Source organism: Pseudoalteromonas sp. FUC4 (assembly GCF_008370255.1).
Classification (GTDB): Bacteria; Pseudomonadota; Gammaproteobacteria; order Enterobacterales; family Alteromonadaceae; genus Pseudoalteromonas.
In genome coordinates this window covers 1-22,285 of sequence record NZ_SEUI01000006.1, presented here as the reverse complement: position 1 = coordinate 22,285, position 22,285 = coordinate 1, and the positions used below count along the sequence as shown (strand labels likewise).

Genomic DNA, 22,285 nt, shown 5'->3' with positions numbered 1-22,285 from the left:
GTATACAGATAGGTCTTAAAATAGCCATTCAATCGGGCTTTGAGGACTAACCATGAAAAGTGCAGCGCTATACATTACAACCGTTTTAATTTGGGGTTCTACTTGGTTAGCCATAGAATTTCAACTAGGCGATATTGCAGTCGAGTTATCGTTATTTTATCGCTTTGCTATTGCAGCGCTTTTAATGTGGTTGTATGTAGCGTACAAAAAACCCGACATGCGTTTCTCATTAGTCGATCATGGCTTTTTTGCTTTATTAGCTCTGTTTAACTTTGGTTTAAATTACTTAATGCTTTACTGGGCACAAAATTACCTAACCTCAGCCATGAGCTCCATTGCCTTTTCGATGCTGCTGGTTATGAACATAGTTAACACTCGATTATTTTTTGGTAAACCAATCTCAAAGCGAATTTATACAGGGGCTGTTCTTGCTGTATTAGGTATTACGTGTCTGTTTTGGCCGCAGTTACAGCAGTTCGACTTAAGTAATGGTGCATTGGTCGGGTTACTACTTGCCCTTGGCGGTACCTTTGTGGCTTCATTAGGTAATATGGTAAGCGTCCGAAATTCTCGTAAGCAAATTGGTGTATTACAAGGTAATGCATGGGGCATGTTATATAGCGCCGTAGGCTTAGCGCTATATGTATTAATGAATGACGTGCAATTTAGTGTAAACGCACCACCGAGTTACTGGTTATCATTACTTTACTTATCAATATTTGGCACCGTAATCGCTTTTGGTTGTTACTTTGCACTACTAAAAAATATAGGCCCTGAAAAAGCCAGCTACGTTATTGTTTTATTCCCATTAGTGGCAGTAACGCTAAGTAGTTTTTTTGAAGGCTTTGAATGGCACGCAAATACCTTTGCAGGGTTTAGCTTAGTGCTATTAGGTAACGCCATTGTGCTTACCCCAACAAAACGAATTAACGCCTTTTTAGCTAATAGAGCAATAGCTAAAAGTGGCTCCGTCCCCAGTTAGACGCGTTATTAACGCAACTAACGCAAAAGCGCCTACTTTACTGTAGGCGCTTTTTTATTGGCATATGAAAAAGTAAGGCCTGTCCATGCACACTAACAACTGCAGGAGTTTTACCTATCAGCTCACCATCTGCTTCAATCAATAGCCCTTCAGTATTTATAGAAGCTGTATTTAAGCGACTATAGGTAAGGTTTTTTATATACTCATGACGCTTAAAAAATAACTTAATAAAGCTTATTGCATTATAAAAAAGCCCACCCGATCGCATTTGATAACACTCAAGCTGACCATCAATTAAATCTGCTTTTGGCGCTATTTTTAGCCCGCCACCAAAGTACTTATGATTAGCAAATACAGTAATTAAATTTTGATACTGCCGAGCATCGTTATTAAACGTACCTTGTAACTGCTGAGCTTGATAATAAAATAGCTCTTTAATACTCGTCCAACTGTAATCAAAAGATGAAAAATTAGCTTTCTCGTTAATTGTTTTAATCACATGAGCATCAAATCCTACCCCTGCAATATTAATAAAATAGCGGCTATTAATTTTTCCTATATCAATGGCTGTCGGTGTATTAAATAATGCCTTTCGCCAATCATCTTCTTTGCAATTAAACCCTCTGGAGAAATCGTTACCTGTACCGCAAGGTAATAATGCTAACGAACAGCTGCTCCCTATTAGCGCATTAACCGCCAAGTTCAATGTACCATCGCCACCTAGTGCAACTACTTTGGGAAATTTACTCAGTAACAACCTTATTTGAGCGCAGTCATCGTCAAAGCTTCCCGTAGTAGTGAATATACAATAAGAAAAGCTGCGTTTTTTACAGATGCTTTTAAGCCATGCCAATGATTTTTGGCTCTGTTTTTTGATACTTGGTTTAATAATTATTAGTAGTGACAAGCTTTTGTTTCCAGCAATGTATTTTAGAGTGAGATAACAAACGTTTAATTAAATTTTTTTAATCTGAATAAATAATCAAAAAACACTATATAAAATGCATAAAAATAAATTAAAAAAGCAAAAACCCCAATATTAAAGGGATTTAAACCAACTACCATCTAAATACCTATGCAAAAACAGTAATACAACTTACTGAATTGCACATTAATAAAATAAATTCAGATTAGTTTAACTAATCCCTCAGGCTCAATTTTTATCGTTGTATTTTTAATCAAACAACGTGCAAAATGCACGCGATTTCAACAGATACAACCGGAGCAAAATAATGAAACCAATTAATACATTAAATCAAACAGCAGCAGCGCAAGTAGCCGTTAAACCAACTAACCGTAAAGCAAGAATGTTAGCTAAACTTAACACGATTGGTAAAAGACTAGCACTTAGCGGTGCAGCTCAATATAAATAATCACCCAACCATGATTATTTTTTCGGTGCAGCGAACACTCAACCACTAAATGAAGTCACTTATTTAGCTCCCATTGTTTGCTGCAACCTATTTATTTTATTAAAAATTGCCTTAATTTCCCCTTATTTACAAAAAAAACCTCATTTACGTATATTTTTTAGGCAAACAGTCATTTTGCTATTTACACAGCGGTATCACCTAAGTATTATTCTGCGTCACGGAGAGATGGCAGAGTGGTCGAATGCACCGGTCTTGAAAACCGGCATGGGTTTATAGCCCATCTAGGGTTCAAATCCCTATCTCTCCACCATATTTTAATTGGTGGCTTTTTTTACTCCATCAATACAACCGGTTATGCGTTGGAGAGGTGTCCGAGTGGCCGAAGGAGCTCCCCTGCTAAGGGAGTATAGAGTTTGTAGCTCTATCGAGGGTTCGAATCCCTCCCTCTCCACCATACTTAATTTAAACCACTTAATTGTGGTTTTTTTGTGCCTAAAATTTAACACCGATACTAAATTGGGAGGGTGAGAACCCTCGACAGGATTCGACAAAATGTCTGGAACATTTTGGGCCGCTGCAAGCGTCGCGCAGCGATTGATTACATGGATGTAAGCAAGTCTATCCCTCCCTCTGGACCATACTTAATTTAAACCACTTAATTGTGGTTTTTTTGTGCCTAAAATTTATAAAAATTAAACAAATTGTGCCTAGTAATAACTTAGGGCATTATTAACACAACTTTAGCCACTTTTAGGATTAGCTATGATCCGGTTCATATTGCTATCATTTTGCGCGGCAGCACCATTTTTTACCTTGGCACAAAGTACAACAGTGTATAAGTGTGTAATTAAGGGCGTTCCTACTTTTAGCCAAACGCCTTGCGCTAAAGATGCACAAGTTATTACTCTAAAAGATATCAATGTAATTGAAGCTTATAAAAGCTCTACGCCCGGTAAAGGTATCACCGATACCTCTGTTGATGACTATTTAGAGGTTCAACAAATAGAGCGTGAAATAAAGCGCCTTGAGTTATCTATTGAACAAAGCCAAAAAGAATACGCAGCTAAAAAACAACAGATAGATTACATGACTCAAGATAAGGCCAATCGTTTAGGCGCTTCGTCTATTGCTGATGCTATCGCAACTAAAACAAATTCATTAAAACAAGCCTACGACGCATCAATTAGTCAAACGCAGCAAAAAATAGAGTCATTAAAGCAAAGAAAGCAGCAGCTTAGCCAAAATCCTTAAGCGCTCGTTTTACTATAGAAATAAATCGCGCAACGTCTTCTTGAGTATTATAAATATGTGGCGATACTCGTATTCCAAATTTGCGAGCATCTACACTGACTTTCGCTTTATTAAGCTCTGTTAATACATGGTTTTGCTGCTTGTTAAAAAACAAAATAACAGTCCCGCTGCATTTATCACCACTCATAGGTGATACAACATATTCGCTTAGTTGCTCATGAATAAGCGTAAGCATAGCTAAATTATGCTCCCTTACCTTGTGAGCTGTTAGCTCTGCAAAGTAGGCAATACTATTTGCGGCAATAATATAAGGCGCTACAGAGGGAGTGCCACCCCAAAACTTAAGCGCACTGGCGTTATATTCGAAGTGGTTAATATCGAACTCAAATGGGTTTTGATGCGAAAACCAACCCACATCTTTAGGTTCACAATATGCTATTTGGTGTTTGTTAACCCATAAGTATGCTGCACCTGGTCCGCCACATAGCCACTTAACGCTCGAGCCAATCATAAAATCCGCATCGAGTACGCTTAAATCAAGCGGTATAACACCCGCAGACTGAGCAACGTCAACTATTGATAAACTATTGGTTAATTTACTTATAGCTACAATATCGTACACAGGCGCCTGCACTCCTGTATTTGAATACACATGGCTTATAAAAACTAAATCAATATTGGCGGTTATATAGCGCTGCCAAACACTAATGTCACTTAAATCTTCGTGCTCAGGTATAAACATGATTTGCGCGCACTCTGGTAATGCTTTTTGCATTGCAAAACCCATGCTCGGAAAATCACTTTGCGCCATAAGCACTTTACAATTTTTTTGCTGTAATCGAGGGTGCGACATAAGCAACTTCGTTAAGCCGCTTGATAAATTAACCTGAGGACAAAACTGCGAACTAGGCGCATTAAATAACTTACCAAGCGCGGTAGTAAATTGCTCAACTGCGGGCAGCCATTGTTGCCAAGGTTCTTTATTTGAGCTCTCCCATGGTAAAAAGTAGTGCTGAGCTAAATATTGCTGTGTATTTTTAAGAGGACGCCCTACCGAGTGGTTTAATAAATAACAGCCATCGGCCATACAAAAATCATTTTTAAGCATGCTATTTAACCCATTTTTTAAGTGTATTTAGATCGTCAAAACGTGTTTTTATGTCATCCCGTTTGGCGCTGGCTCGCCTATCTCTTAATTTTTCGAGCGAATCAAGTAACACATGAAGCGGCGGACCACTTGCTGTTACCTTGCTCATATGTTGCTGTTGCATATTTTTTGAGGGCTGAGCAATAAACTTTTCAACCAGTTGATTATGATGACCGACTGCAGTGTCGCCATGTAATTTACACACTTGAATAAATAACTTTGCATGGCTTTTAAACCAATCTGTATTTTTATATTGCTTGGCTTGTAAAAAGTCATTCATAAAGCTTTGCATACGCATAGCTTCTCGTAGGATTTGTTGATCCTCTGGCATCATATATAAAAACTTATCCACCAGCATTTGCGAGTAACTAGGCTCATTTGCGCTACAAAGCCCTAGTAACATATCAATAACGTTAATACCTGCAAAGTCACCAGCATTTGCACCTCTGTAAACCTCTTTACCTACACGGTACGGTTTATAATAAGGGCGAACACAGTTAAAAAAGCGATCTGTATCGAGCTCAGAATAAAGTGCATTATTTGACTCAATTACATCTATAAGCGCTTGTTTAGCTACTTTTAATAATTCACCACACAAGGGGTGTGAAATACCTAACGGTAATATTTTTAGTAAAGCATCACTTGCGCGTTTATAGGTCAAAATGCCTTGGGTGTTGTAATCAATAAATAGCTTTTCATCAGGTAAATTAGTAAATCGTTTATAAATACCGTTAAGTGCTTTGTTATGAGTAGTTAAGTGGGCGGTAGCAAAACGAGGAGTCACGCCAATGGATGCGCCTATATGCATAGCAAGCGCTGAGGCTTCTATTAGTGGGGAAGTAGTTTCTCTGCTTGGCTCAGTAATTTCATGGCGCCTACACGCCGCCATAAACAATCCTACGTTACCGAGTAAGTCAAAAGCGCTATCAAAGCCTTGATCTGTGTTTCCCTCGGCTAATAAATTGCTAATTAATGCGTTGCCTTCTTTTTCTAATTGTTGCTTTAAGGCCTTACCTATTCCTTCTACATTTGCTTTATCGGTTTGCTGCCAATAAAGCTGCTCTAATTCACTATTTAAAGTGACAAACTCTGTTCGTATCCAGTGATCAAAAATAGCGGTATGTGTGTTCATTATTGTGCTCTATTATTTTTATAGTTAAATGCTAACAGAGTTCAATGAGGGTAAAACGCCAAAAAAATTAGTAAAAACTGTAATACTTAGCAATAATCACTACAAATATAAAAATAATTAATAAAAGCCGACAACTATGTTAGATAAAAAAGATCAGCAATTACTCATTGCACTGCAAAGCCAAGCTCGTATGTCGGTTTCAGATTTGGCCAGCAGTATTAACCTATCGGATACGCCTTGTTTAAGGCGTATAAAAAAGTTAGAACAAGAAAACATTATTACCGGCTACCACGCCGCCATAAATCCTAAAGCACTTAACCTTAATGTGTTGGTATATGCGTTTGTACGATTAAGCCAAAACTCGGTAAGTGCTGCAGAGCAATTTGAGCAACATGTAGAAAAGTTACCACATGTATTAGAGTGTTGTGTAATATCAGGAAGCTATGATTATTTATTAAAAATCATTGCACATGATCTTGAGAGCTACGAAACATTTGTAAAACATCAACTAGGTAGTTTAAGTTGTATCGCAAATATAGAATCAACAGTCGTGTTAAAGCAGTCATTTAGCAAAAAACAGTTACCTTTATAAAAATAACCAAAATAACTTACTGTTAGCTATACTGATATTTCAAAACGATAATAATAATTGCTTGGACCTTATGTGAAAAATTTTAACTCTAAAAATCATTCTCTTATTTTTTACATCATGTTTGCTTTAGCATATTTTTTAGTCGGCATAGCACTCACTAAACTTGCTTTTAACTCGCAAATAATTCCAATTTGGTTGCCTGCCGGCATCGCTCTTGTCGGTTGTTATATTTGGTGGTGGCGCTTTATCCCGCCTTTATTTGTAGCCGCAATTGCATTTAACCTAAATATTTTTGATAGTTCAGCTCATGAGCTAGTCCTAGTCGGTAACTCATTTAACGAGGCAGTGTATATCGCCTTTGGTGTTGTAATACAGGCAATGGTTGGCGCAGCTCTTTTAAAGTATTGGCTTGGGCACCCGCTACGCTTTAAAAAGCGCAAGAATATAATTTATTTTATTCTCGTTATAGCCATATTGGTCAGCTTAATTTCTGCTAACTTTGGTGTATTTGCACTGAGTCAATTTAACTCTGTATACAGTATTAATAATCATTGGAATAATGTTATTTACTGGTGGCTTGGTGATACATTAGGAGTATTAATTGCTACTCCATTTTTACTTTCTTTATTACCACAAAAGTCTAATCAACATAATATATCGGCGTTTCCAACAATTACAGTATGCTCTATTTTATTTGTGTCTGTTGCGGTTACAACACAGTTATACGATCAAGAAAACCGTATAAGTACAATTAAAATTGCCGAACGTGAAGTTCACGTTATAGAAAATAGCCTTTATAGATATACAAATCGCAGTATTATTGCAGTGCAAAGTCTAGCAAGCCAGGTTCAATCATCATCAACATTAAGCCAGCAAGATTTTTATTCTTATGCTAGCCAATTACTAACCCAGCACGCATTTATTAATGCTTTATCGTGGAATGCAAAAATATCTCAAGATCAACGCGAAACCTTTGCTCAAGAAATATCAAATATTTACCATTTAGATGTTGATGTAGTAGGTGAGCCTCTTGAAAAAAATGATCCCCTCGTTATCGTAAAATACATAGCCCCTTTCAATGGTAATCAAAAAGCAATTGGCTTTAATGTATTTTCAAATTCTGATAGAAAAAATTCCCTGCTTAACCCTGCTATAAAATATATGCCCGTAGGGACTAAGATAATTCAGCTAGTACAAACCAAACAACCTAAACCCGCTTATTTGTTATTTGCCCCTGTGTATTCTAAAAGTGACGATAAAGAAGTAATTAAAGGCTACGCCACAGGTGTATTTTTAGTACGAAGTATTATTGAACAAGCTATTACTAAACAACAGTCTGATATGTTTTCCATTGGTATATACGAAGATACAAACACACCGCCGTTTTACAGTAATTACTCTCAAGATATTCAGCAGGCCAAGGGCAGTCGACTAATGTCGTTTGATGTGAGCTTTGCAGGGCAAAAATGGATTGTAAAACTAGCCCTTAAAGAAAGTTTTTTAACGCAACATAATAGCCAACTAACATTGTTATTACTCATACTTCAGGTTGCCGTATGCTCTTTAATTTTAATGGTTTTACTACTATTTAACCAACAGCAAATAGAGCTTACACGCCAAGTGGCTGAGCGCACACATTCGCTTGCACAAGCAAAACAGCAGTCTGATTTAGCCAACCGAGCTAAAAGCCAATTTTTAGCTAATATGAGCCATGAAATACGTACACCATTAAATGCTGTTATTGGATTTTCTTCACTTGCTCGAGAGGCCGATAGCGCAAGTACACTAATTGGTTACTTAGATAAAATAAATTCATCTTCTAAAAGCTTATTAAACCTAATTAATGACATTCTTGATATATCAAAAATAGAATCCCAAAAGTTAGTTATTGAATCTATAGCATTCGACTTAGATGCTTTAATTACTCGCATTAATAATATGTTTGAACACAGCGCAACTAGCAAAGGTATTAAGTGGCAAGTTAACTCAAAACTACCTTTAGATACCTGGTTTATTGGCGATCCAATGCGAATTGAGCAGATATTACTTAACTTGTGTAGTAATGCCATTAAATTTACAAACCAAGGCAGTGTAACTCTAAACATAGAAACAGAGTTTACCACTGCCAATAAAGTACAGCTTGTTATAACCGTTAGCGATACCGGTATAGGTATAAAACCGAGCCAACATAAAAAGTTATTTAACGCATTTACCCAAGCTGATAACTCCACCTCTAGGCAGTTTGGTGGTACTGGCTTGGGTTTAACCATAGCAAAAGAGCTAAGCCAGCTAATGGGGGGAGAAATAACACTTAAAAGTGAAATAGATAAAGGCTCTACTTTTACATTTTCCATGCGATTAGAAACAACAGAGCCTAAAAAAGAGCATATTATTACATTTGATAATACTAATATTACTTCGCTCAGCATTTTAGTGGCAGAGGATAACCCAGTAAATCAAATGGTTATTAAAGCGATGCTTGGCTCGTTAGGAATTGTGCCGTATATAGTAGAAAATGGCGAGCTAGCCGTTGATATAGTCAAAAAACAACATTTTGATTTAGTGCTTATGGATTGCCAAATGCCAATAATGGATGGCTATAGAGCCACAGCACTGATCCGCCAGTTTAAAAGCAAACAAGAGCTCCCGATTATTGCTTTAACTGCCGACGTAATGCCAGAGGATAAAGCACATGCGCAAGCCGTTGGATTTAACCAACATCTTGCAAAACCGCTTGAACTCATTAAGCTAACCGAGTGTCTTGTCCAATATGCAGAAGTTAATGAACAATAGTGGTTTAATTTTAAGAGTCGTTTTAAGAGTAGCTTTTGGTTTTGTTTTAAGTGTTTTTTCTCATATTGCTGTCGCTCAAAACTGTATATCGCAGGCGAGCGACTTTAAATTTATAACAAAAAGTAAGCAACAAGGCTTATTACGCTTTGAAAATGAGCACAACCACCAGCGCTTTAATTACCACGCCCTTTTACCATTTAACGATTACTTAGATTACGCGTATAAGCATATAAATAAAGCCAATCCACGTGCAAATATGCCATGCCCTGTTATTACACAAACGTATCAGCAATTAGTAACACAAGGTACGCGAAAACCTGACCCTACTATTGCAGATATTATTGCCCCTTTTGAGCTTACGCATCCAAACAGCAATAAAGTTGCGCTATTAATCCACGGGCTAACTGACTCCCCCTTTACGTATCACGATTTAGCACAAGTGTATTATCAGCAAGGCTATACTGTGCGTACTATTTTATTACCAGGACACGGAAGCGCGGCAAGCGCTTTATTAAACGTAAAAATCAGCCAATGGCAACAGGCAATAAAATACGCTGTTGAACGCTCAGCACAAGACTTTGATGAGGTGATACTCGCAGGTTACTCTACCGGCGCCGCGTTACTTATTGATTACGCAACCAAGCAAACTGTTTCACCTAAAATTAAAGCGCTTATGCTTTATTCGCCAGGCTCTGAGCCACATAATAAGTACGGCTGGATAGCAAAGTGGATTGATGCCATACCCTTTGTTAATTGGATAGATAAAGACGCCGATGTAGACTTTGCTAAGTATGAGTCATTTCCTTTAAATGCAGCTGCCGCTTCGTACGATGCAATGTCACTTGCAAGCATAAGTAGCTTGAACAAACGCCCTGCACTTAAATTACCTATTTTTAGTGTACTTAGCGATATTGATACCACGATAGATACGCGCGCCACGCTAAAATTATTGAGTGCATTACACCTAGGTAATTCAGTAAAATATAAGCTGCTCGATACTTTAGTACTTTATGGAAGCACTGATATTTTACCGCCAGACTTTGCTAGTGACTACACAGTAAATAATCCGCAATGCACAACACCACAGTGTAAAAAAGTTCATGGTATGTCGCATATTGCTGTTGTTAACTCACCGCAAAACCCACATTATGGAATTGACGCAACCTATCGTAATTGTGGCAGCTTTATTGACGACGAGTCCCTGTACAAAACATGTAAAACAACAAAAAATCCACAACTAGGAGAGCGTACAAGCGCCAACTTAAAACACCATCCGGCTTTACAACGCTTAACTTATAATCCTCATTTTACCGAGCTTAAAAAGCAAATTAGTACGTTTATTAAAAACGTAGAACAGCTTAGAACAACTACAAGGTAAGTAGTCATGGGAACGTTTTCGCACCAATGGTTTAGCAGTATTAATGAGATTGATCAGGCGCAATGGCAACGTTTATTTGGTGATGAACCATTTACTCAACATGCTTTTTTATATGCCCTTGAACAAAGCCAATGCGTAACACAAAAAAGTGGTTGGCAGCCCCATCACCTCGCTATTTTTGAAAGTGATACGCTCATTGCACTTGCACCCGGGTATTTAAAAAGTCATTCATACGGCGAGTATGTATTTGACTGGGCATGGGCTGAGGCATACGAAAAACACGGTTTAGAATATTATCCCAAGTGGCTATCTGGCATTCCCTTTAGCCCTATTGAAGGCAAACGTATTGCTATCGAGCACGCTAACCCAAATGCGGTGTATCAGTATATTACAGAGCAACTTAGCATACACAGTGCTGAGCAAAAGTGGTCGGGGTGGCATGTTAATTTTTGCGACCAAGCTCAAGCCACATCATTAACTGAGCAACATGCCATGCTAAGAGTGGGTGTGCAATTTCAGTGGTTTAATAAAGGTTATGAATCCTTTGACGACTTTTTGCAAATGCTTAGCTCGCGTAAACGCAGGTCACTTAAAAAAGAACGAGCTAAAATAGCACAACAAAATATTGATATTGAATGGCTGCAAGGCACACAAATTACGTCCGAGATAATGCAATTGTTTTGTGAGTTTTATCAGCGTACCTACTTAAAGCGTTCTGGTCATTTGGGCTATTTAAATATGGAGTTTTTTACGCTTTTACATGCCTTAATGGCTAATAACCTCGTTATTATGCTGGCCAAAAAAGACGACAACTTGATTGCTGCAACACTTAGTTTAGTAGGTAAAAATACGCTTTATGGGCGTTACTGGGGAGCAAATGAAGAAGTAGATTCGCTGCACTTTGAATTGTGTTATTACCAAGGTATTGAGTTTGCAATAAAGCATAAACTCGACTGTTTTCATTCAGGTGCACAAGGTGAGCACAAAATAGCACGCGGATTTGAACCCGTACTTACCTACTCTGCTCACCATATTGTTGATGGCGACTTTAGTAATGCAATAAGCGACTACTTAAAGCGTGAACGCAGCCATATTGATATATATAAAGAGCAATGTAGCTCATTACTGCCGTTTAAAAACGAGTAACTGATTATTTGCAGGCATGGCTGTATCGCTAATAAGCGTAAGCCCTGCTTGCTTAGCTAGTTGTTCAACTGCTTCAAAATCTCTTATTCCACTTAACGGATCGCGCTCTGTTAAAAAGGCACTAAAGTCATCATTACTTGGGCTGGTAAATTCACCTTGGTATTTGAATGGTCCATAAACACACAACATACCGTCGCTATTTAAGTGACATTTAACACCGTCAAAAAAACGCTCAACTAATTGCCAACTTACAATATGAAATGTGTTTGCAGTATAAATAGCGTCAACCTTATCTACTGGCCACTCATCATTTAAATCAAGCTCAAGCGGCGCATGCAAATTAGTTAAGTTAGCTTCGCGGTGCCATAAGTTAATTCCTTCGTGGTTTATAGCACGATCACTTGTATGCCATTGTAAATGAGTTAAGTGTTCTGCAAAAAACACACTATGCTGGCCGGTTCCTGACCCGACTTCGAGTACTGTTTTAGTATTTTTTAATACGTCCTTTAATTGCTCTAAAATAGGGGTTTTATTGTTTTCACAGGCTTGTGAAAATGGCTTTGTCATTACTGTGCACCAAAATTGTAGATTAATGCACAACAGTAAAGCAAATTTAGCTTATTTTGTCGTGATGAAAAAAAGGTAATTTTTAAATACTATAACTATCATATGGTTGAGCTGGTTCATTATGGTTGGTACGTAATATGCTTTATATTGCTAACCCACTAAAGGGTTTAACTTATATTAAATTTCAAAGGATAAAATTATGCATATACCCCCTTATACCGCTGTAGACGCGGCCATTGCTATAACCGAAAAAACCACCGACGATCATAGTTACGCCGTTGATATGAGAGCTACAGTAATCGATTTACTTTCGCACCCTAAACATAATCAACAGGCGATGACCAAACATGAAACAGATCAGATATTTATTCTTGGCTACAATTAATACTCAAATTAGTATCGCAAATAATTTTTATAATAACTGTTTACACTGAAACCGATTAAATGTAATGATAACTATTATCGTTAACTTGAGTCGGTTTTTTTATGTCTTCAAATCATGCCCAGCATCGTTATCATCAAGAACTCTCTTGTCATTGCTTAAGACCTGGTCTGCATGCCCCCATGCTCGTTGCCGATTACATAGAAACCGCCCTTAACGTCGCCAAAAAATTTGAGCTGCTACGTAATCCCTTGCTTCAAGAGCTTTATCTTAGGCGCACGCACCATGAAATTATGAACAAAATGTGCGACCCTCTTATACATAATGCTATTCGTAAACAATGTTTAGAGCAGCTATACAAGCCATTATTAGCATTAAAACGATTTTATAAGGTGCATAACAATACTGCACAATTTTTAATACTTGAGCGTGAAGCTCGTATTCTTAGTCACGAATTCAACCCTTTTTAAGGAGCACACTTATGAGCAACTTTAGAACAGAATCAGACAGCATGGGCGAGCTACAAGTACCTATTGATGCGCTCTATCAGGCGCAAACACAGCGAGCGGTTAATAACTTTGCCATTAGTGGCTTACCTATGCCAAAGCAATTTATAACTGCACTGGCTTATATAAAACAAGCCGCAGCACAAAGTAACTTTGATCTTGGGCATTTAAGCAAAGCTAAAGCCAATGCTATTGAGCAAGCTTGCCAAAGTATTATTGATGGCGAACACATTGAGCATTTCCCCGTTGATATTTTTCAAACAGGCTCTGGCACAAGCTCAAATATGAATGCCAACGAAGTTATTGCAACGCTTGCTAGTCGATTAGGCAGTGAAAGCATTCATCCTAATGATGATGTAAACATGGGGCAAAGCTCTAACGATGTAGTCCCTACCGCTATCGCACTCAGTAGTGCAATAAATGTAGTGTATGAATTACTTCCTTCGCTTGAAAACTTATCGCAAAACCTAGAAAAGAAAAAGACTGAAGTAGGCCATATTGTTAAAACAGGCCGTACGCATTTAATGGATGCAATGCCTGTTACCTTTGATCAAACACTCAGTACATGGCAGTCACAAGTTAATCATGCCGCTGCGGGAATTAGACATAGCTTAGAGCGTGTATGCGAACTGGCACAAGGCGGTACAGCTGTTGGAACAGGAATAAATGCAGACCCTAAGTTTGCAGCCAAATTTACAGAAAACCTCAGTGCCAATGTAGGCATTAGATTTACGCCTAGTAGTAACTTTTTTTATAACATCGGCTCACAAGACGCCATAGTAGCGCTTTCGGGGCAATTAAAAGTACTCGCTGTAGCACAAATGAAAATAGCGAACGACCTACGTTGGATGAACTCAGGGCCACTTGCGGGCTTAGGCGAAATAGAGCTAGAAGCACTACAACCGGGCTCGTCTATTATGCCTGGCAAGGTAAACCCGGTAATACCAGAAGCCGCAGCCATGGTAAGCGCACAAGTAATCGGTAACGACGCGACCATTACAGTAGCAGGCCAAGCGGGTAACTTTGAGCTAAACGTTATGTTACCTGTTATTGCGCATAATATTTTGCAAAGCATACAATTACTTGCAAATAGTGCACAAGCATTGGGCGATAAAGCCATTGCCAGCTTTAAAGTAAACCAACCAAATATAGATAAAGCACTCGCTAAAAACCCAATTTTAGTTACAGCGCTTAATCCGGTGATCGGTTACGAAAAAGCAGCAAAAATAGCAAAGCAGGCTTATAAAGAAGCTCGCCCAATTATTGATGTAGCTGAGCAGGAAACTGATTTACCACGCAGTGAACTCGAAAAGCTACTTAACCCCACCAAACTAACACAGGGTGGACTTTAATAAACAATATTTTTCACGTCTTTAATTACTTGATAATATAGTTTTTATTGCCGTAAAAAATGCACCGTGTATGATAGTGATGAATATTTCATCACTATCAAGGTTTTTTATGCGTACCCCATTATTAGCCATACTTTTACCACTGTGTTTAACTGCATGTTTGGATAAAGAACCAGCTAAAACACAGCAAGTAACAATCGCCTCAGAGGCTGAAGCACCAAAGCAAGAGCTACAAAAGCTAAAAGAGAATAATCAATTACAAGAAAATACTAAAAAGAACGTAGTTGCTGAAAAAATACCAAAAGCTGATTTAAAAAACATTTCAATAGACGATATAAAAGCAGCTAAAGCCGAATTAAATACGCTAATTACAGACTCGCAATGTGATACAAGCACCCAATGTAGAGTAAATGCTGTAGGTAGTCGCGCATGTGGCGGGCCAAGCAGCTTTGTCGTGTATTCAACAAACACTGCGTCTGAAGATCAAGTAACAGCCCTTAGCGATAAAATCACAAAGCTTGAAAGTAGCTATAATTCACAAAAAGGGATAATGAGTATTTGTCAGCATTTAACAACGCCAAGCACGCAGTGTGTTGAAAATAAATGTGTTAAACTTGAAGGCTCAGCGGTAAGTGCATTTTAAGGATAACGTTATGAGTTGTTTACCATCAACAGTTAAGCTATCAATTATAAGCATGGCTAGCAGCATTTTGTTACTAAGTGGCTGTGCTAGCACTGTAACGTCAGGTAATGAACAAAGTAAAAACTTGTCTGACTTGAACTATGATCTGAATAACATGGTGAGTAATAATAGCTGCACCGCTAGCTTTCAGTGCAAAGTCCTTGAAGTTGGCGCCCGCGCGTGCGGTGGACCAAGTAAATACGCGGTTTATTCAACGCTAAACACCTCTCAAGAAGAAGCTGAACAGCTTGCTCAACAAATAACAAAACAAGAAAACATACAAAATAAAGCACAAGGCTTAACTGATTGTTCTCCAGTACTTGAAGTGCAATCGCTGTGTATTAATCAGCAGTGCCAGTCGTTTGATATAAAATAAATCAAATTTAACCTCAGCGTTAACTTAAATACGGAATTAACGCTGAGATCACAACGACCAATACCACGCAAATACCCGCTTTTATAATGTACTTCATAGGCATTGTTTTAAGCACCCAATACGCATAAATAAAGCGTACAAAATAACTCGCCGCAGTACCAAACAACGCAAAAATAATTAAGTAAGCAATTAAAATAATATTCATAAAAATCTAATCAAATTATTTCACTTTTTTATTTTTAGTGTGCGCTATTAATAAATCAGCTACTTGCTGCTTTACGGCTCGCTTATCATCGCTTTGTACATCAAAGCGACTGGCTAGTTGCGCAATCTCATCATCATTTAAATTAAACGATAAACGTTGACGCGTTTTTTTAGATTTTACATCTAAGCCAAGTATTTTGCGGATCATGTCTGATGGAGTTAGCTCTTGATCGATCGCTTGTTTTTTTATCAGCTTTTGAACTTCGCTGCTCAGATCAAATGCCATCTGCGTAGCACGTACAGCTTGTTCCTGACGTAACCACTTGTCTTTAGCATCACTCACTTAGCATCTCCGGGAAACAAGTCTACAATATCTGACATTGGGCGCGTCAGTGTTAGCGATACTTCTGTTTCGCCGCCATCCCAAATTTCAATATTTAAACCAAAGCCTTCATTATCAGACGCTAAGCAAATCATTTCACATGGCTCGCCACCTTCTTGCTCATAACGAGGCAAAGCTTGGTTGCGGTAGTCTTTATTATGGAAATAACACACATAAGGCGACTCGCTTTGTTGATAGCTTTTAGCTAAAAACTGCATAAAGCTCTCTGGTGTATTTTGCACTGCAATGTGGGTTAACGACTCTTCATCAAAAATACGCGCAAACTCATCAAGGCTAAAAATTTCTTCAACTTCGTTTCGTTGAATTTTAATAGAAAAGTTTGCCCACTCTTCACCGTCATCTTGCTCAATTTGTAAAAATACAACTTGCCCGCTGTTTGTCTCAAGTACAAATTCAGTATCGCTACTGTGCTGATATTGGTAAGTCTGAATATCAGTAACACGTAACGTTTCACCCTTTAACCATGTTGGATAAGCAAATGAGTCTATAACGCTAAACATGTCGCCTACTTTAAGATCGCTTGGATGATTAAGCTGACGTTCTGGCTCTTTTTTAGATTTGAAAAAATTAAACATAGGAAGGTTGCCTTCTAAGCAAAAAAGGTAACTGAGCAAAACTCAGTTACCTTTTTAAAGTATAAACGTAATGGTTAGCTATTTTGCTTCGCTTTAATGCGAGCTAAAATATCAGCGCTTTTTGGACTTGTGTCACCAATACCGGCTTCAGCCATTTTAGCTTTTAAGTCATCGCCATTAACTTCTGACTCAAGCTCTTTTGCAGCGCCTAGCTGGTCGCTACGATCTTGTTGACGCTGTTTAATGCGTTCAAGCGATTGACGAGCCGATGTCATAGACGAGCTGTTTGTATTAAGCGTGCTGTTAACAGCCATTGTTGCTTGCTGTACACTTTCAGTGGTTTTAACCATTGTAAGCTGACGCTGATTCTCTTTAATTGATTTTTCAGCATCTTTAACTTGCTGCTTAAGCGCAACAATGTGATTGCTAAAGCCAGATAATACTTGCTCGTTTTCAGCTTTTTCAGCTTCAAAGTCACCAATTTTTTCTGCAATTTCTAATGCCAGCGCCTCGTTGCCCTTTTCAAGAGCTTGGCCTGCATACGCTTCGTGTTCCGCGATTGATGCATCTACAGCGCTAATTTTACGCTTAGTTTGCATTTCTTTAGCCATTACTTCTGTAAGGCTTTTTTTAGCACGGTGAAGTGCATTTTGCGCATCTGCAATTTCTTGCTCAAAAATACGGATACCATTTTTGTCTACAATTGCTTCGCCTGCTTCACGAGCGCCGCCACGTACTGCTGTAAATAATTTTTTTAAAATACTCATAATCTTAACTCCACTAACTGGCTATTAATCATTTAAATACAAGGTCACGGCTTCTAGTGCATCGATAGCGTTATCGGCTAACGTCACTAGTTCGTGGGTAACGTCATCTAATGATGAATTTACCGACAGTGCACCAAAAATCGCGTATTTGTTATCGATTTTAGCAAATGCACTCAGTGGAATTGGCACGTTTAAACGTAGTAATGTTTCGTTTAACTCGTTGCGTAATTCACTCTTAACTTCATCTTCGTCAAACAAGTAGCTAATACATAACAACTGCTCTTGCGTTTGTGTAACAAAAATTGGAAGTTCATCATTTCCATCAACAATGACTTGTAAAACATCTTGCTCGCCTGGGTTGGCAATCAAGAAAGACTCAAAGTTAGCGCCTTCAGTTTCAAAAGAAGCTAATTTTATTGAAAGTTCATTTAATTCCATGTCTCTGCCTTTTGTCGTTTGACATATTATGTCTGAGTTAAGATTCTCATGATTGACATATTATGTCAATCATGTTTTGTTAGTTTTTATACAATTCGCTTTCTATTTGCCATGCAGTGCGGTAGTAATCATACAACTGACCAGATCCTAACCTATTGACCTCAATACTTTTAACTTGTTCAAAGTAGTGGTTAGGAAATACAAAACTTGCCAATAAATATTCTTTACTAATCCACCTTGATGGCACAGGCATAGCTGTCGCATCATTAATACGGCCACTGGCCGATTGACCCATTTTAGTAGCTATCGTCCAGCCCCACTGCCCAAACGAAGGTATGTTTTGCTGATACTGCTCAACATACTCAAACCCTGCGGCTTTAACTGTTTTAGCAATGCTTAAAAACGCTTTTTTAGCATGATAAGGTGAGGTTGATTGAACCGCCATTGCGCCATCGGGTGCTAATAACTGACGTACATGATTATAAAAGTAGTCACTGTACATTTTATTTAGATCAGGGTGATTTGGGTCCGGTAAATCAATTAAGATGGTGTCGAACTGCTTAGATTGATCAAGCAGTTTTTCAACTTCTAAAAATGCATCACCCACAATTATGTTGGCTCGCGAGTCTTGCATCGATTTATTGTTTAGCTGTAGTAATCGCTTATTGATGTGCTCTGGCGGCGTAAAGTCACCATCTTTATGACCAAATAAATTGAGAAGCTGCGCGTCTAAATCTATTAGTGTTACTTCACTCACAGACCATTTTAAAACATCTCTAAGTGCTAGCCCGTCACCACCACCAATTATTAATACACGGTCGTGTCTGTTAGAGGCAAGCATTGCAGGGTAAACCAGCATTGAATGATATATTTGCTCATCAATACTTGAGAACTGCAAACGACCATTTAAATATAAATCGGTGATTGGCTGAGGTTGGTTTTTGCTTAACCTTTCGGTTAAAACTACGTGCTGGTATTTGGTTGCTTGCGAATAAATTACTTTATCTTTGTATAAAACATTACTTAGATTGTTCATCCAGCTACTGCCAAATACTAAAATAAAGCCAAACAATGCCAACAGTACTATATGGCAAACTAAAAGTGCCTTAGCAAAGCGCACATGGGTATGGTAACGCCATAAAAATGCAAGCCCTGCGATGATGTTAAATAACGCCGTCCACGCTGCAGCTTGCATTATAGGCATTGAGAGCATGATGCTTACCCAAATAGCAGCGCCTATACCAGCACCAATATAATCGGCACCATAAATAGTCCCTGCGTTGTTTTCTAAAAAACGGCCATAAACATGCTGACGAATGCGCGCTATAAGCGGTATTTCCATACCAATAAATAAGCCCAGTATTAAACCAAAAACATAAGGTAGAAAACGTGACCACTCTTGTAGCTTTTGAAATACGTAACCATTAAGCACAACATCAGGGGGTAAATTAAAAATGCTCGAAAATAAATGAGGAAGAGAATAACTAACTGCTATTACACCCGCTATCGCTAAAATGCAGCCCATGCCAACTAATGCAATTATACTTTCTAGCCAAGCAAAAGCGGTAAATGCATCTTTAAACCAACGTGCTAAAAAAGCGCCTAAGCCCATTGCTACAATCATAGTACCAATCATGGCGTAAATAGCGCTTTCTACTGAGCCAAGTACACGGCCCGCATAATGAGATAGTAAGTATTCATAAATAAGGCCGCACCCAGCAAGCACGGCCATAACAGTAATTAGTAATATATCGTGCCCAAGTAAGCGAGACTTACTTGGGGGAGTGTTGGTTGATGACACTGATTATGCGCCTAGTAAGGTTGCCATAGTGATACCTACAGCAAATGATACTGCTGCAGAAATAGTAGCTACACCTACATTTTTTTTACGATTAACTTCATCGGAAATATCGCAACCAGATAAAATTATTTTAATTGTCACTAAGTGCAAAATAATAAATGCAACAAGGCTCACAACAGCGCTAATAGCCCAGTATAGTAAACTCGCATTAATGTTATCAGCAGCGTATGGCGCAACACCCGTTGCAGCGGTAATAGCTAATGCACTACCTACTAAAAACCCAGCGTAACGAATACCAACAGCTAAGTTACCATCAACAATTGCTTGTTGTAGGCAGTCGCCACTTTTGTTTGTACGCTTAAATAACTGCACTCGGTACTGGCTAACAAGTAGTAATACAACACTACCTATAATAAAGGCAGCAATTACAATTGGAAGACCATGCCAGCCATCAGTAGCCACCCATAAAAGAGCTGAGCGAATAACGATTGCAACGCTAACAACATGACCAAAATCAATTATTGAAGCTGTAACATTACCTTTCACGATTTCGTCGTGCAGGCTTACTTTACGAAGTGCTACTTTATCTTGAAAGAAGTGGCCTAACTTAATAAGTACAATTGCTAATGCGCCGTAAGCTAACATTTGCAGCGCTTCTTGTTGTAATGTTGCAGCAAAAGCACCACTACTTACACCCGTTAATACAATCGCCAGTGCCACTAAGCCAGCGGCAAAGCTAATACCAAAAGCAAAGTTATCACGCTCTGTAATTTCATCATTTGCGTGTAAGTTTGAAACCCAACCTTTTATATATTTAAGGCTTACAAATAATAAAACAATAATTGCAAAATCAACCGCCAATGCTTGTAGCGACCACATAGTTATTCCATTAAATTCATACATATTATTCTAACTCCAACTTTATTCTTTTACTTACCACGGCTCACGCCACGAGAGGTTCTGCTACCGCTATCACGCACCGATCCTGAGCTATTGCTATAACTGCTAGAACGAGAATAACTACTGCGGCTTTTTGGTGGCGTATAACTACTACGGCTTAAACCGGATGCACCTGTTTTCTTACTCGCATAAGGGCTTGTAAACTGCTTACCTTGGCGTTGGTATGTTTGGCGCGTGCGTGTTTCTAGCGCGCTTTGGGTTTTTATTTGTTTAGGGCTTGAATAACGCGAACGGCCATAGTCATTGTAATAACTATACTTTCGGCGCTTGCTCCAACTACCATATTCTACACGGTCAAATACATCGCCTAAAATACGGTACATGCCGTACCATTGCCAAAAGCTAATACCATTACTATTTGTTTGCCAGTTACCATAGTTAGGGTTACCTACCATTTGGTTACCAACACCCTCACCTTCAGCTTGCTTACTAATTGCGCCTACACGCGCTAAAGTGCCTTTGGACATATCAGCTAGCATATTAATAGGATCGGTTAACGCATCAGAAAATAGCGTAGGTTTTGACGCATCACGCAACAAATCAATGCTATGCAACGTATCTTCGTAAGGAGGAATCAAGTAAGTTCCTTTAATATCTTTAAGTCGCTGTGTTAAACCACTATAAAGTGCGCCTCGGCGCGTTGCATCAAGGGTAATTACATCAACAACTTTTGTAAACTCTGGTTGTTGTTTTTTAAGGAGCTCGCCATATTCTTTAAGTAATACAGCATTGCGCATATTCCCATTATCAAGCGCGGTACCAAGCTGTGACAGCTCTGTATCTGCTTTTTTAATAGACTCTTGAATTGTTTGTTGCAGCTGCTCTTCTTTAGATTGACAACCCATAAGCACTGCGAACAAACAAAACAGGCTTATAAGTTTCCAAGCTTTAATATTCGACATTCATGTCACCTGATTTACTAAATTAACTTAGGTAGTTTTACACAGGTCACTTATTAAACCAAGAATGAAATTGCAACAAAATGAGAAGAAATGAGGGACTCTGTAATTAGGGTCTGATTTATTGAAAGTTTACTGAAATATGAAGCTATATAGTGAGGTTCGAGTTAAAGCTCAAGCTTCATAAGGCGGTACTTGCAGTGATTTGAGCGTCGGGAGTCGCGTTGCTCGCTCGACCTACGTGATGAGTGTTGATGTGAGCGTGCATTAATTGCACGTATTTTACTTTCCTGCAGACGTAAAAAAGCCCGACTCTTTCGAATCGGGCTCTCTACAATTTGAAGCCTGGTAATGTCCTACTTTCACATAGCAAATGCTACACTATCATCGGCGCTGTTTCGTTTCACTACTGAGTTCGGCATGGGATCAGGTGGGTCCAAAACGCTATTGTCACCAAGCAAATTTGGTTGTCAGTTCGTATTTCTACGCACTAACTGAATTTGGAAAATATCTGATAATATTTTTTAAGTCTTTCAGTAAATATCTACTTTAGTCATATTAACTTCTGTCAAACTGTCG

General features: G+C 38.5%; 24 protein-coding genes, 2 tRNA genes and 1 rRNA gene. 14 read left to right on the top strand and 13 right to left on the bottom strand.

The features are described from left to right. Positions 1–52: 52 nt before the first annotated feature. Entirely contained in the window at positions 53–982 is a 930-nt protein-coding gene (locus tag EU510_RS16305; RefSeq protein ID WP_149594358.1) for a DMT family transporter, read from the top strand. A gap of 37 nt (positions 983–1,019) precedes the next feature. Here the strand turns inward: EU510_RS16305 and EU510_RS16300 are convergent, their stop codons facing one another. After that, entirely contained in the window at positions 1,020–1,889 is an 870-nt protein-coding gene (locus EU510_RS16300; protein WP_149594357.1) for a diacylglycerol/lipid kinase family protein, read from the bottom strand. A 325-nt stretch (positions 1,890–2,214) separates the two neighbouring features. Here EU510_RS16300 and EU510_RS19940 point away from each other — a divergent pair, with 325 nt between their 5' ends. From EU510_RS19940 to EU510_RS16285, 4 genes are all read left to right on the top strand, one after another. Next, positions 2,215–2,355, top strand: coding sequence for a hypothetical protein (locus EU510_RS19940; protein WP_004335040.1), 141 nt, complete (start codon positions 2,215–2,217; stop codon positions 2,353–2,355). Between the two features lie 219 nt (positions 2,356–2,574). Further along, positions 2,575–2,665 (top strand) — tRNA-Ser (locus EU510_RS16295). A gap of 51 nt (positions 2,666–2,716) precedes the next feature. Beyond that, a tRNA-Ser gene (locus tag EU510_RS16290) sits at positions 2,717–2,809 on the top strand. 308 nt (positions 2,810–3,117) lie between these two features. Beyond that, on the top strand, positions 3,118–3,606 hold the full coding sequence (locus EU510_RS16285) for an RNA-binding protein (RefSeq protein WP_024597153.1): 489 nt from the start codon (positions 3,118–3,120) through the stop codon (positions 3,604–3,606). Here the strand turns inward: EU510_RS16285 and EU510_RS16280 are convergent. Beyond that, positions 3,590–4,714: an aminotransferase class V-fold PLP-dependent enzyme gene (locus tag EU510_RS16280; RefSeq protein WP_149594356.1), complete on the bottom strand. Its 1,125-nt coding sequence runs from the start codon at positions 4,712–4,714 to the stop codon at positions 3,590–3,592. The genes EU510_RS16285 and EU510_RS16280 overlap by 17 nt on opposite strands. Position 4,715: 1 nt before the next feature. Then, the gene (locus EU510_RS16275) at positions 4,716–5,885 is read right to left on the bottom strand and encodes a PrnB family protein (RefSeq protein ID WP_149594355.1); all 1,170 of its coding nucleotides are present in this window, start codon (positions 5,883–5,885) and stop codon (positions 4,716–4,718) included. A 136-nt stretch (positions 5,886–6,021) separates the two neighbouring features. Between EU510_RS16275 and EU510_RS16270 the strand changes: the two genes are divergently transcribed. The 4 genes from EU510_RS16270 (at position 6,022) to EU510_RS16255 (ending at position 11,794) form a co-directional block, all read left to right on the top strand. Next, complete coding sequence (locus EU510_RS16270) at positions 6,022–6,477, top strand: Lrp/AsnC family transcriptional regulator (protein WP_007579788.1); 456 nt, start codon at positions 6,022–6,024, stop codon at positions 6,475–6,477. 72 nt (positions 6,478–6,549) lie between these two features. Then, positions 6,550–9,270 carry an ATP-binding protein gene (locus EU510_RS16265; protein WP_149594354.1) on the top strand — a complete coding sequence of 907 codons (2,721 nt, stop codon included), beginning with the start codon at positions 6,550–6,552 and terminating at the stop codon, positions 9,268–9,270. Further along, positions 9,260–10,648, top strand: coding sequence for an alpha/beta hydrolase (locus EU510_RS16260; RefSeq protein WP_149594353.1), 1,389 nt, complete (start codon positions 9,260–9,262; stop codon positions 10,646–10,648). Before EU510_RS16265 ends, EU510_RS16260 begins: the two co-directional genes overlap by 11 nt. 6 nt (positions 10,649–10,654) lie before the next feature. Continuing rightward, positions 10,655–11,794: a GNAT family N-acetyltransferase gene (locus tag EU510_RS16255; protein ID WP_149594352.1), complete on the top strand. Its 1,140-nt coding sequence runs from the start codon at positions 10,655–10,657 to the stop codon at positions 11,792–11,794. Here the strand turns inward: EU510_RS16255 and EU510_RS16250 are convergent. Next, positions 11,771–12,361 (bottom strand): DUF938 domain-containing protein, encoded by a 591-nt coding sequence (locus tag EU510_RS16250; RefSeq protein ID WP_149594351.1) that lies wholly within the window; start codon positions 12,359–12,361, stop codon positions 11,771–11,773. The genes EU510_RS16255 and EU510_RS16250 overlap by 24 nt on opposite strands. A gap of 199 nt (positions 12,362–12,560) precedes the next feature. Here EU510_RS16250 and EU510_RS16245 point away from each other — a divergent pair, with 199 nt between their 5' ends. From EU510_RS16245 to EU510_RS16225, 5 genes are all read left to right on the top strand, one after another. Further along, positions 12,561–12,746: a hypothetical protein gene (locus EU510_RS16245; protein WP_010554833.1), complete on the top strand. Its 186-nt coding sequence runs from the start codon at positions 12,561–12,563 to the stop codon at positions 12,744–12,746. A 101-nt stretch (positions 12,747–12,847) separates the two neighbouring features. Next, complete coding sequence (locus tag EU510_RS16240; RefSeq protein WP_262501243.1) at positions 12,848–13,213, top strand: hypothetical protein; 366 nt, start codon at positions 12,848–12,850, stop codon at positions 13,211–13,213. Positions 13,214–13,224: 11 nt separating this feature from the next. After that, positions 13,225–14,601, top strand: a complete 1,377-nt coding sequence (locus tag EU510_RS16235) for a class II fumarate hydratase (RefSeq protein ID WP_149594350.1) — start codon at positions 13,225–13,227, stop codon at positions 14,599–14,601. Positions 14,602–14,710: 109 nt separating this feature from the next. Next, the gene (locus EU510_RS16230) at positions 14,711–15,244 is read left to right on the top strand and encodes a hypothetical protein (RefSeq protein WP_149594349.1); all 534 of its coding nucleotides are present in this window, start codon (positions 14,711–14,713) and stop codon (positions 15,242–15,244) included. Positions 15,245–15,254: 10 nt separating this feature from the next. Then, the gene (locus tag EU510_RS16225) at positions 15,255–15,659 is read left to right on the top strand and encodes a hypothetical protein (RefSeq protein WP_149594348.1); all 405 of its coding nucleotides are present in this window, start codon (positions 15,255–15,257) and stop codon (positions 15,657–15,659) included. A 19-nt stretch (positions 15,660–15,678) separates the two neighbouring features. Here the strand turns inward: EU510_RS16225 and EU510_RS16220 are convergent, their stop codons facing one another. From EU510_RS16220 to rrf, 9 genes are all read right to left on the bottom strand, one after another. After that, on the bottom strand, positions 15,679–15,864 hold the full coding sequence (locus tag EU510_RS16220; protein ID WP_007579770.1) for a hypothetical protein: 186 nt from the start codon (positions 15,862–15,864) through the stop codon (positions 15,679–15,681). Positions 15,865–15,879: 15 nt separating this feature from the next. Continuing rightward, positions 15,880–16,206 carry a hypothetical protein gene (locus EU510_RS16215; protein ID WP_010554828.1) on the bottom strand — a complete coding sequence of 109 codons (327 nt, stop codon included), beginning with the start codon at positions 16,204–16,206 and terminating at the stop codon, positions 15,880–15,882. Further along, a complete protein-coding gene (locus EU510_RS16210) occupies positions 16,203–16,841 on the bottom strand; it encodes a DUF4178 domain-containing protein (RefSeq protein ID WP_149594347.1) in 639 nt (212 codons plus the stop codon). Before EU510_RS16210 ends, EU510_RS16215 begins: the two co-directional genes overlap by 4 nt. A 74-nt stretch (positions 16,842–16,915) precedes the next feature. Further along, positions 16,916–17,608, bottom strand: a complete 693-nt coding sequence (locus EU510_RS16205; protein WP_149594346.1) for a PspA/IM30 family protein — start codon at positions 17,606–17,608, stop codon at positions 16,916–16,918. Positions 17,609–17,632: 24 nt separating this feature from the next. After that, positions 17,633–18,046 carry a YjfI family protein gene (locus tag EU510_RS16200; protein ID WP_004335098.1) on the bottom strand — a complete coding sequence of 138 codons (414 nt, stop codon included), beginning with the start codon at positions 18,044–18,046 and terminating at the stop codon, positions 17,633–17,635. 79 nt (positions 18,047–18,125) lie between these two features. Further along, positions 18,126–19,847: a polyamine aminopropyltransferase gene (locus EU510_RS16195; protein ID WP_149594345.1), complete on the bottom strand. Its 1,722-nt coding sequence runs from the start codon at positions 19,845–19,847 to the stop codon at positions 18,126–18,128. Positions 19,848–19,850: 3 nt separating this feature from the next. Continuing rightward, positions 19,851–20,750, bottom strand: a complete 900-nt coding sequence (locus EU510_RS16190; protein WP_149594344.1) for a DUF350 domain-containing protein — start codon at positions 20,748–20,750, stop codon at positions 19,851–19,853. A gap of 26 nt (positions 20,751–20,776) precedes the next feature. Then, the gene (locus tag EU510_RS16185; RefSeq protein WP_149594343.1) at positions 20,777–21,709 is read right to left on the bottom strand and encodes a CHAD domain-containing protein; all 933 of its coding nucleotides are present in this window, start codon (positions 21,707–21,709) and stop codon (positions 20,777–20,779) included. Positions 21,710–22,049: 340 nt separating this feature from the next. Then, positions 22,050–22,164, bottom strand: a 5S ribosomal RNA gene (gene rrf, locus EU510_RS16180). Positions 22,165–22,285: the final 121 nt, after the last annotated feature.

Coding starts and splice junctions, on each gene's coding strand:
- EU510_RS16305 (WP_149594358.1), top strand. CDS start 53: ATGAAAAGTGCAGCGCTATACATTACAACCGTTTTAATTTGGGGTTCT.
- EU510_RS19940 (WP_004335040.1), top strand. CDS start 2,215: ATGAAACCAATTAATACATTAAATCAAACAGCAGCAGCGCAAGTAGCC.
- EU510_RS16285 (WP_024597153.1), top strand. CDS start 3,118: ATGATCCGGTTCATATTGCTATCATTTTGCGCGGCAGCACCATTTTTT.
- EU510_RS16280 (WP_149594356.1), bottom strand. CDS start 4,714: ATGCTTAAAAATGATTTTTGTATGGCCGATGGCTGTTATTTATTAAAC.
- EU510_RS16275 (WP_149594355.1), bottom strand. CDS start 5,885: ATGAACACACATACCGCTATTTTTGATCACTGGATACGAACAGAGTTT.
- EU510_RS16270 (WP_007579788.1), top strand. CDS start 6,022: ATGTTAGATAAAAAAGATCAGCAATTACTCATTGCACTGCAAAGCCAA.
- EU510_RS16260 (WP_149594353.1), top strand. CDS start 9,260: ATGAACAATAGTGGTTTAATTTTAAGAGTCGTTTTAAGAGTAGCTTTT.
- EU510_RS16255 (WP_149594352.1), top strand. CDS start 10,655: ATGGGAACGTTTTCGCACCAATGGTTTAGCAGTATTAATGAGATTGAT.
- EU510_RS16250 (WP_149594351.1), bottom strand. CDS start 12,361: ATGACAAAGCCATTTTCACAAGCCTGTGAAAACAATAAAACCCCTATT.
- EU510_RS16245 (WP_010554833.1), top strand. CDS start 12,561: ATGCATATACCCCCTTATACCGCTGTAGACGCGGCCATTGCTATAACC.
- EU510_RS16240 (WP_262501243.1), top strand. CDS start 12,848: ATGTCTTCAAATCATGCCCAGCATCGTTATCATCAAGAACTCTCTTGT.
- EU510_RS16235 (WP_149594350.1), top strand. CDS start 13,225: ATGAGCAACTTTAGAACAGAATCAGACAGCATGGGCGAGCTACAAGTA.
- EU510_RS16230 (WP_149594349.1), top strand. CDS start 14,711: ATGCGTACCCCATTATTAGCCATACTTTTACCACTGTGTTTAACTGCA.
- EU510_RS16225 (WP_149594348.1), top strand. CDS start 15,255: ATGAGTTGTTTACCATCAACAGTTAAGCTATCAATTATAAGCATGGCT.
- EU510_RS16220 (WP_007579770.1), bottom strand. CDS start 15,864: ATGAATATTATTTTAATTGCTTACTTAATTATTTTTGCGTTGTTTGGT.
- EU510_RS16210 (WP_149594347.1), bottom strand. CDS start 16,841: ATGTTTAATTTTTTCAAATCTAAAAAAGAGCCAGAACGTCAGCTTAAT.
- EU510_RS16205 (WP_149594346.1), bottom strand. CDS start 17,608: ATGAGTATTTTAAAAAAATTATTTACAGCAGTACGTGGCGGCGCTCGT.
- EU510_RS16200 (WP_004335098.1), bottom strand. CDS start 18,046: ATGGAATTAAATGAACTTTCAATAAAATTAGCTTCTTTTGAAACTGAA.
- EU510_RS16190 (WP_149594344.1), bottom strand. CDS start 20,750: ATGTATGAATTTAATGGAATAACTATGTGGTCGCTACAAGCATTGGCG.
- EU510_RS16185 (WP_149594343.1), bottom strand. CDS start 21,709: ATGTCGAATATTAAAGCTTGGAAACTTATAAGCCTGTTTTGTTTGTTC.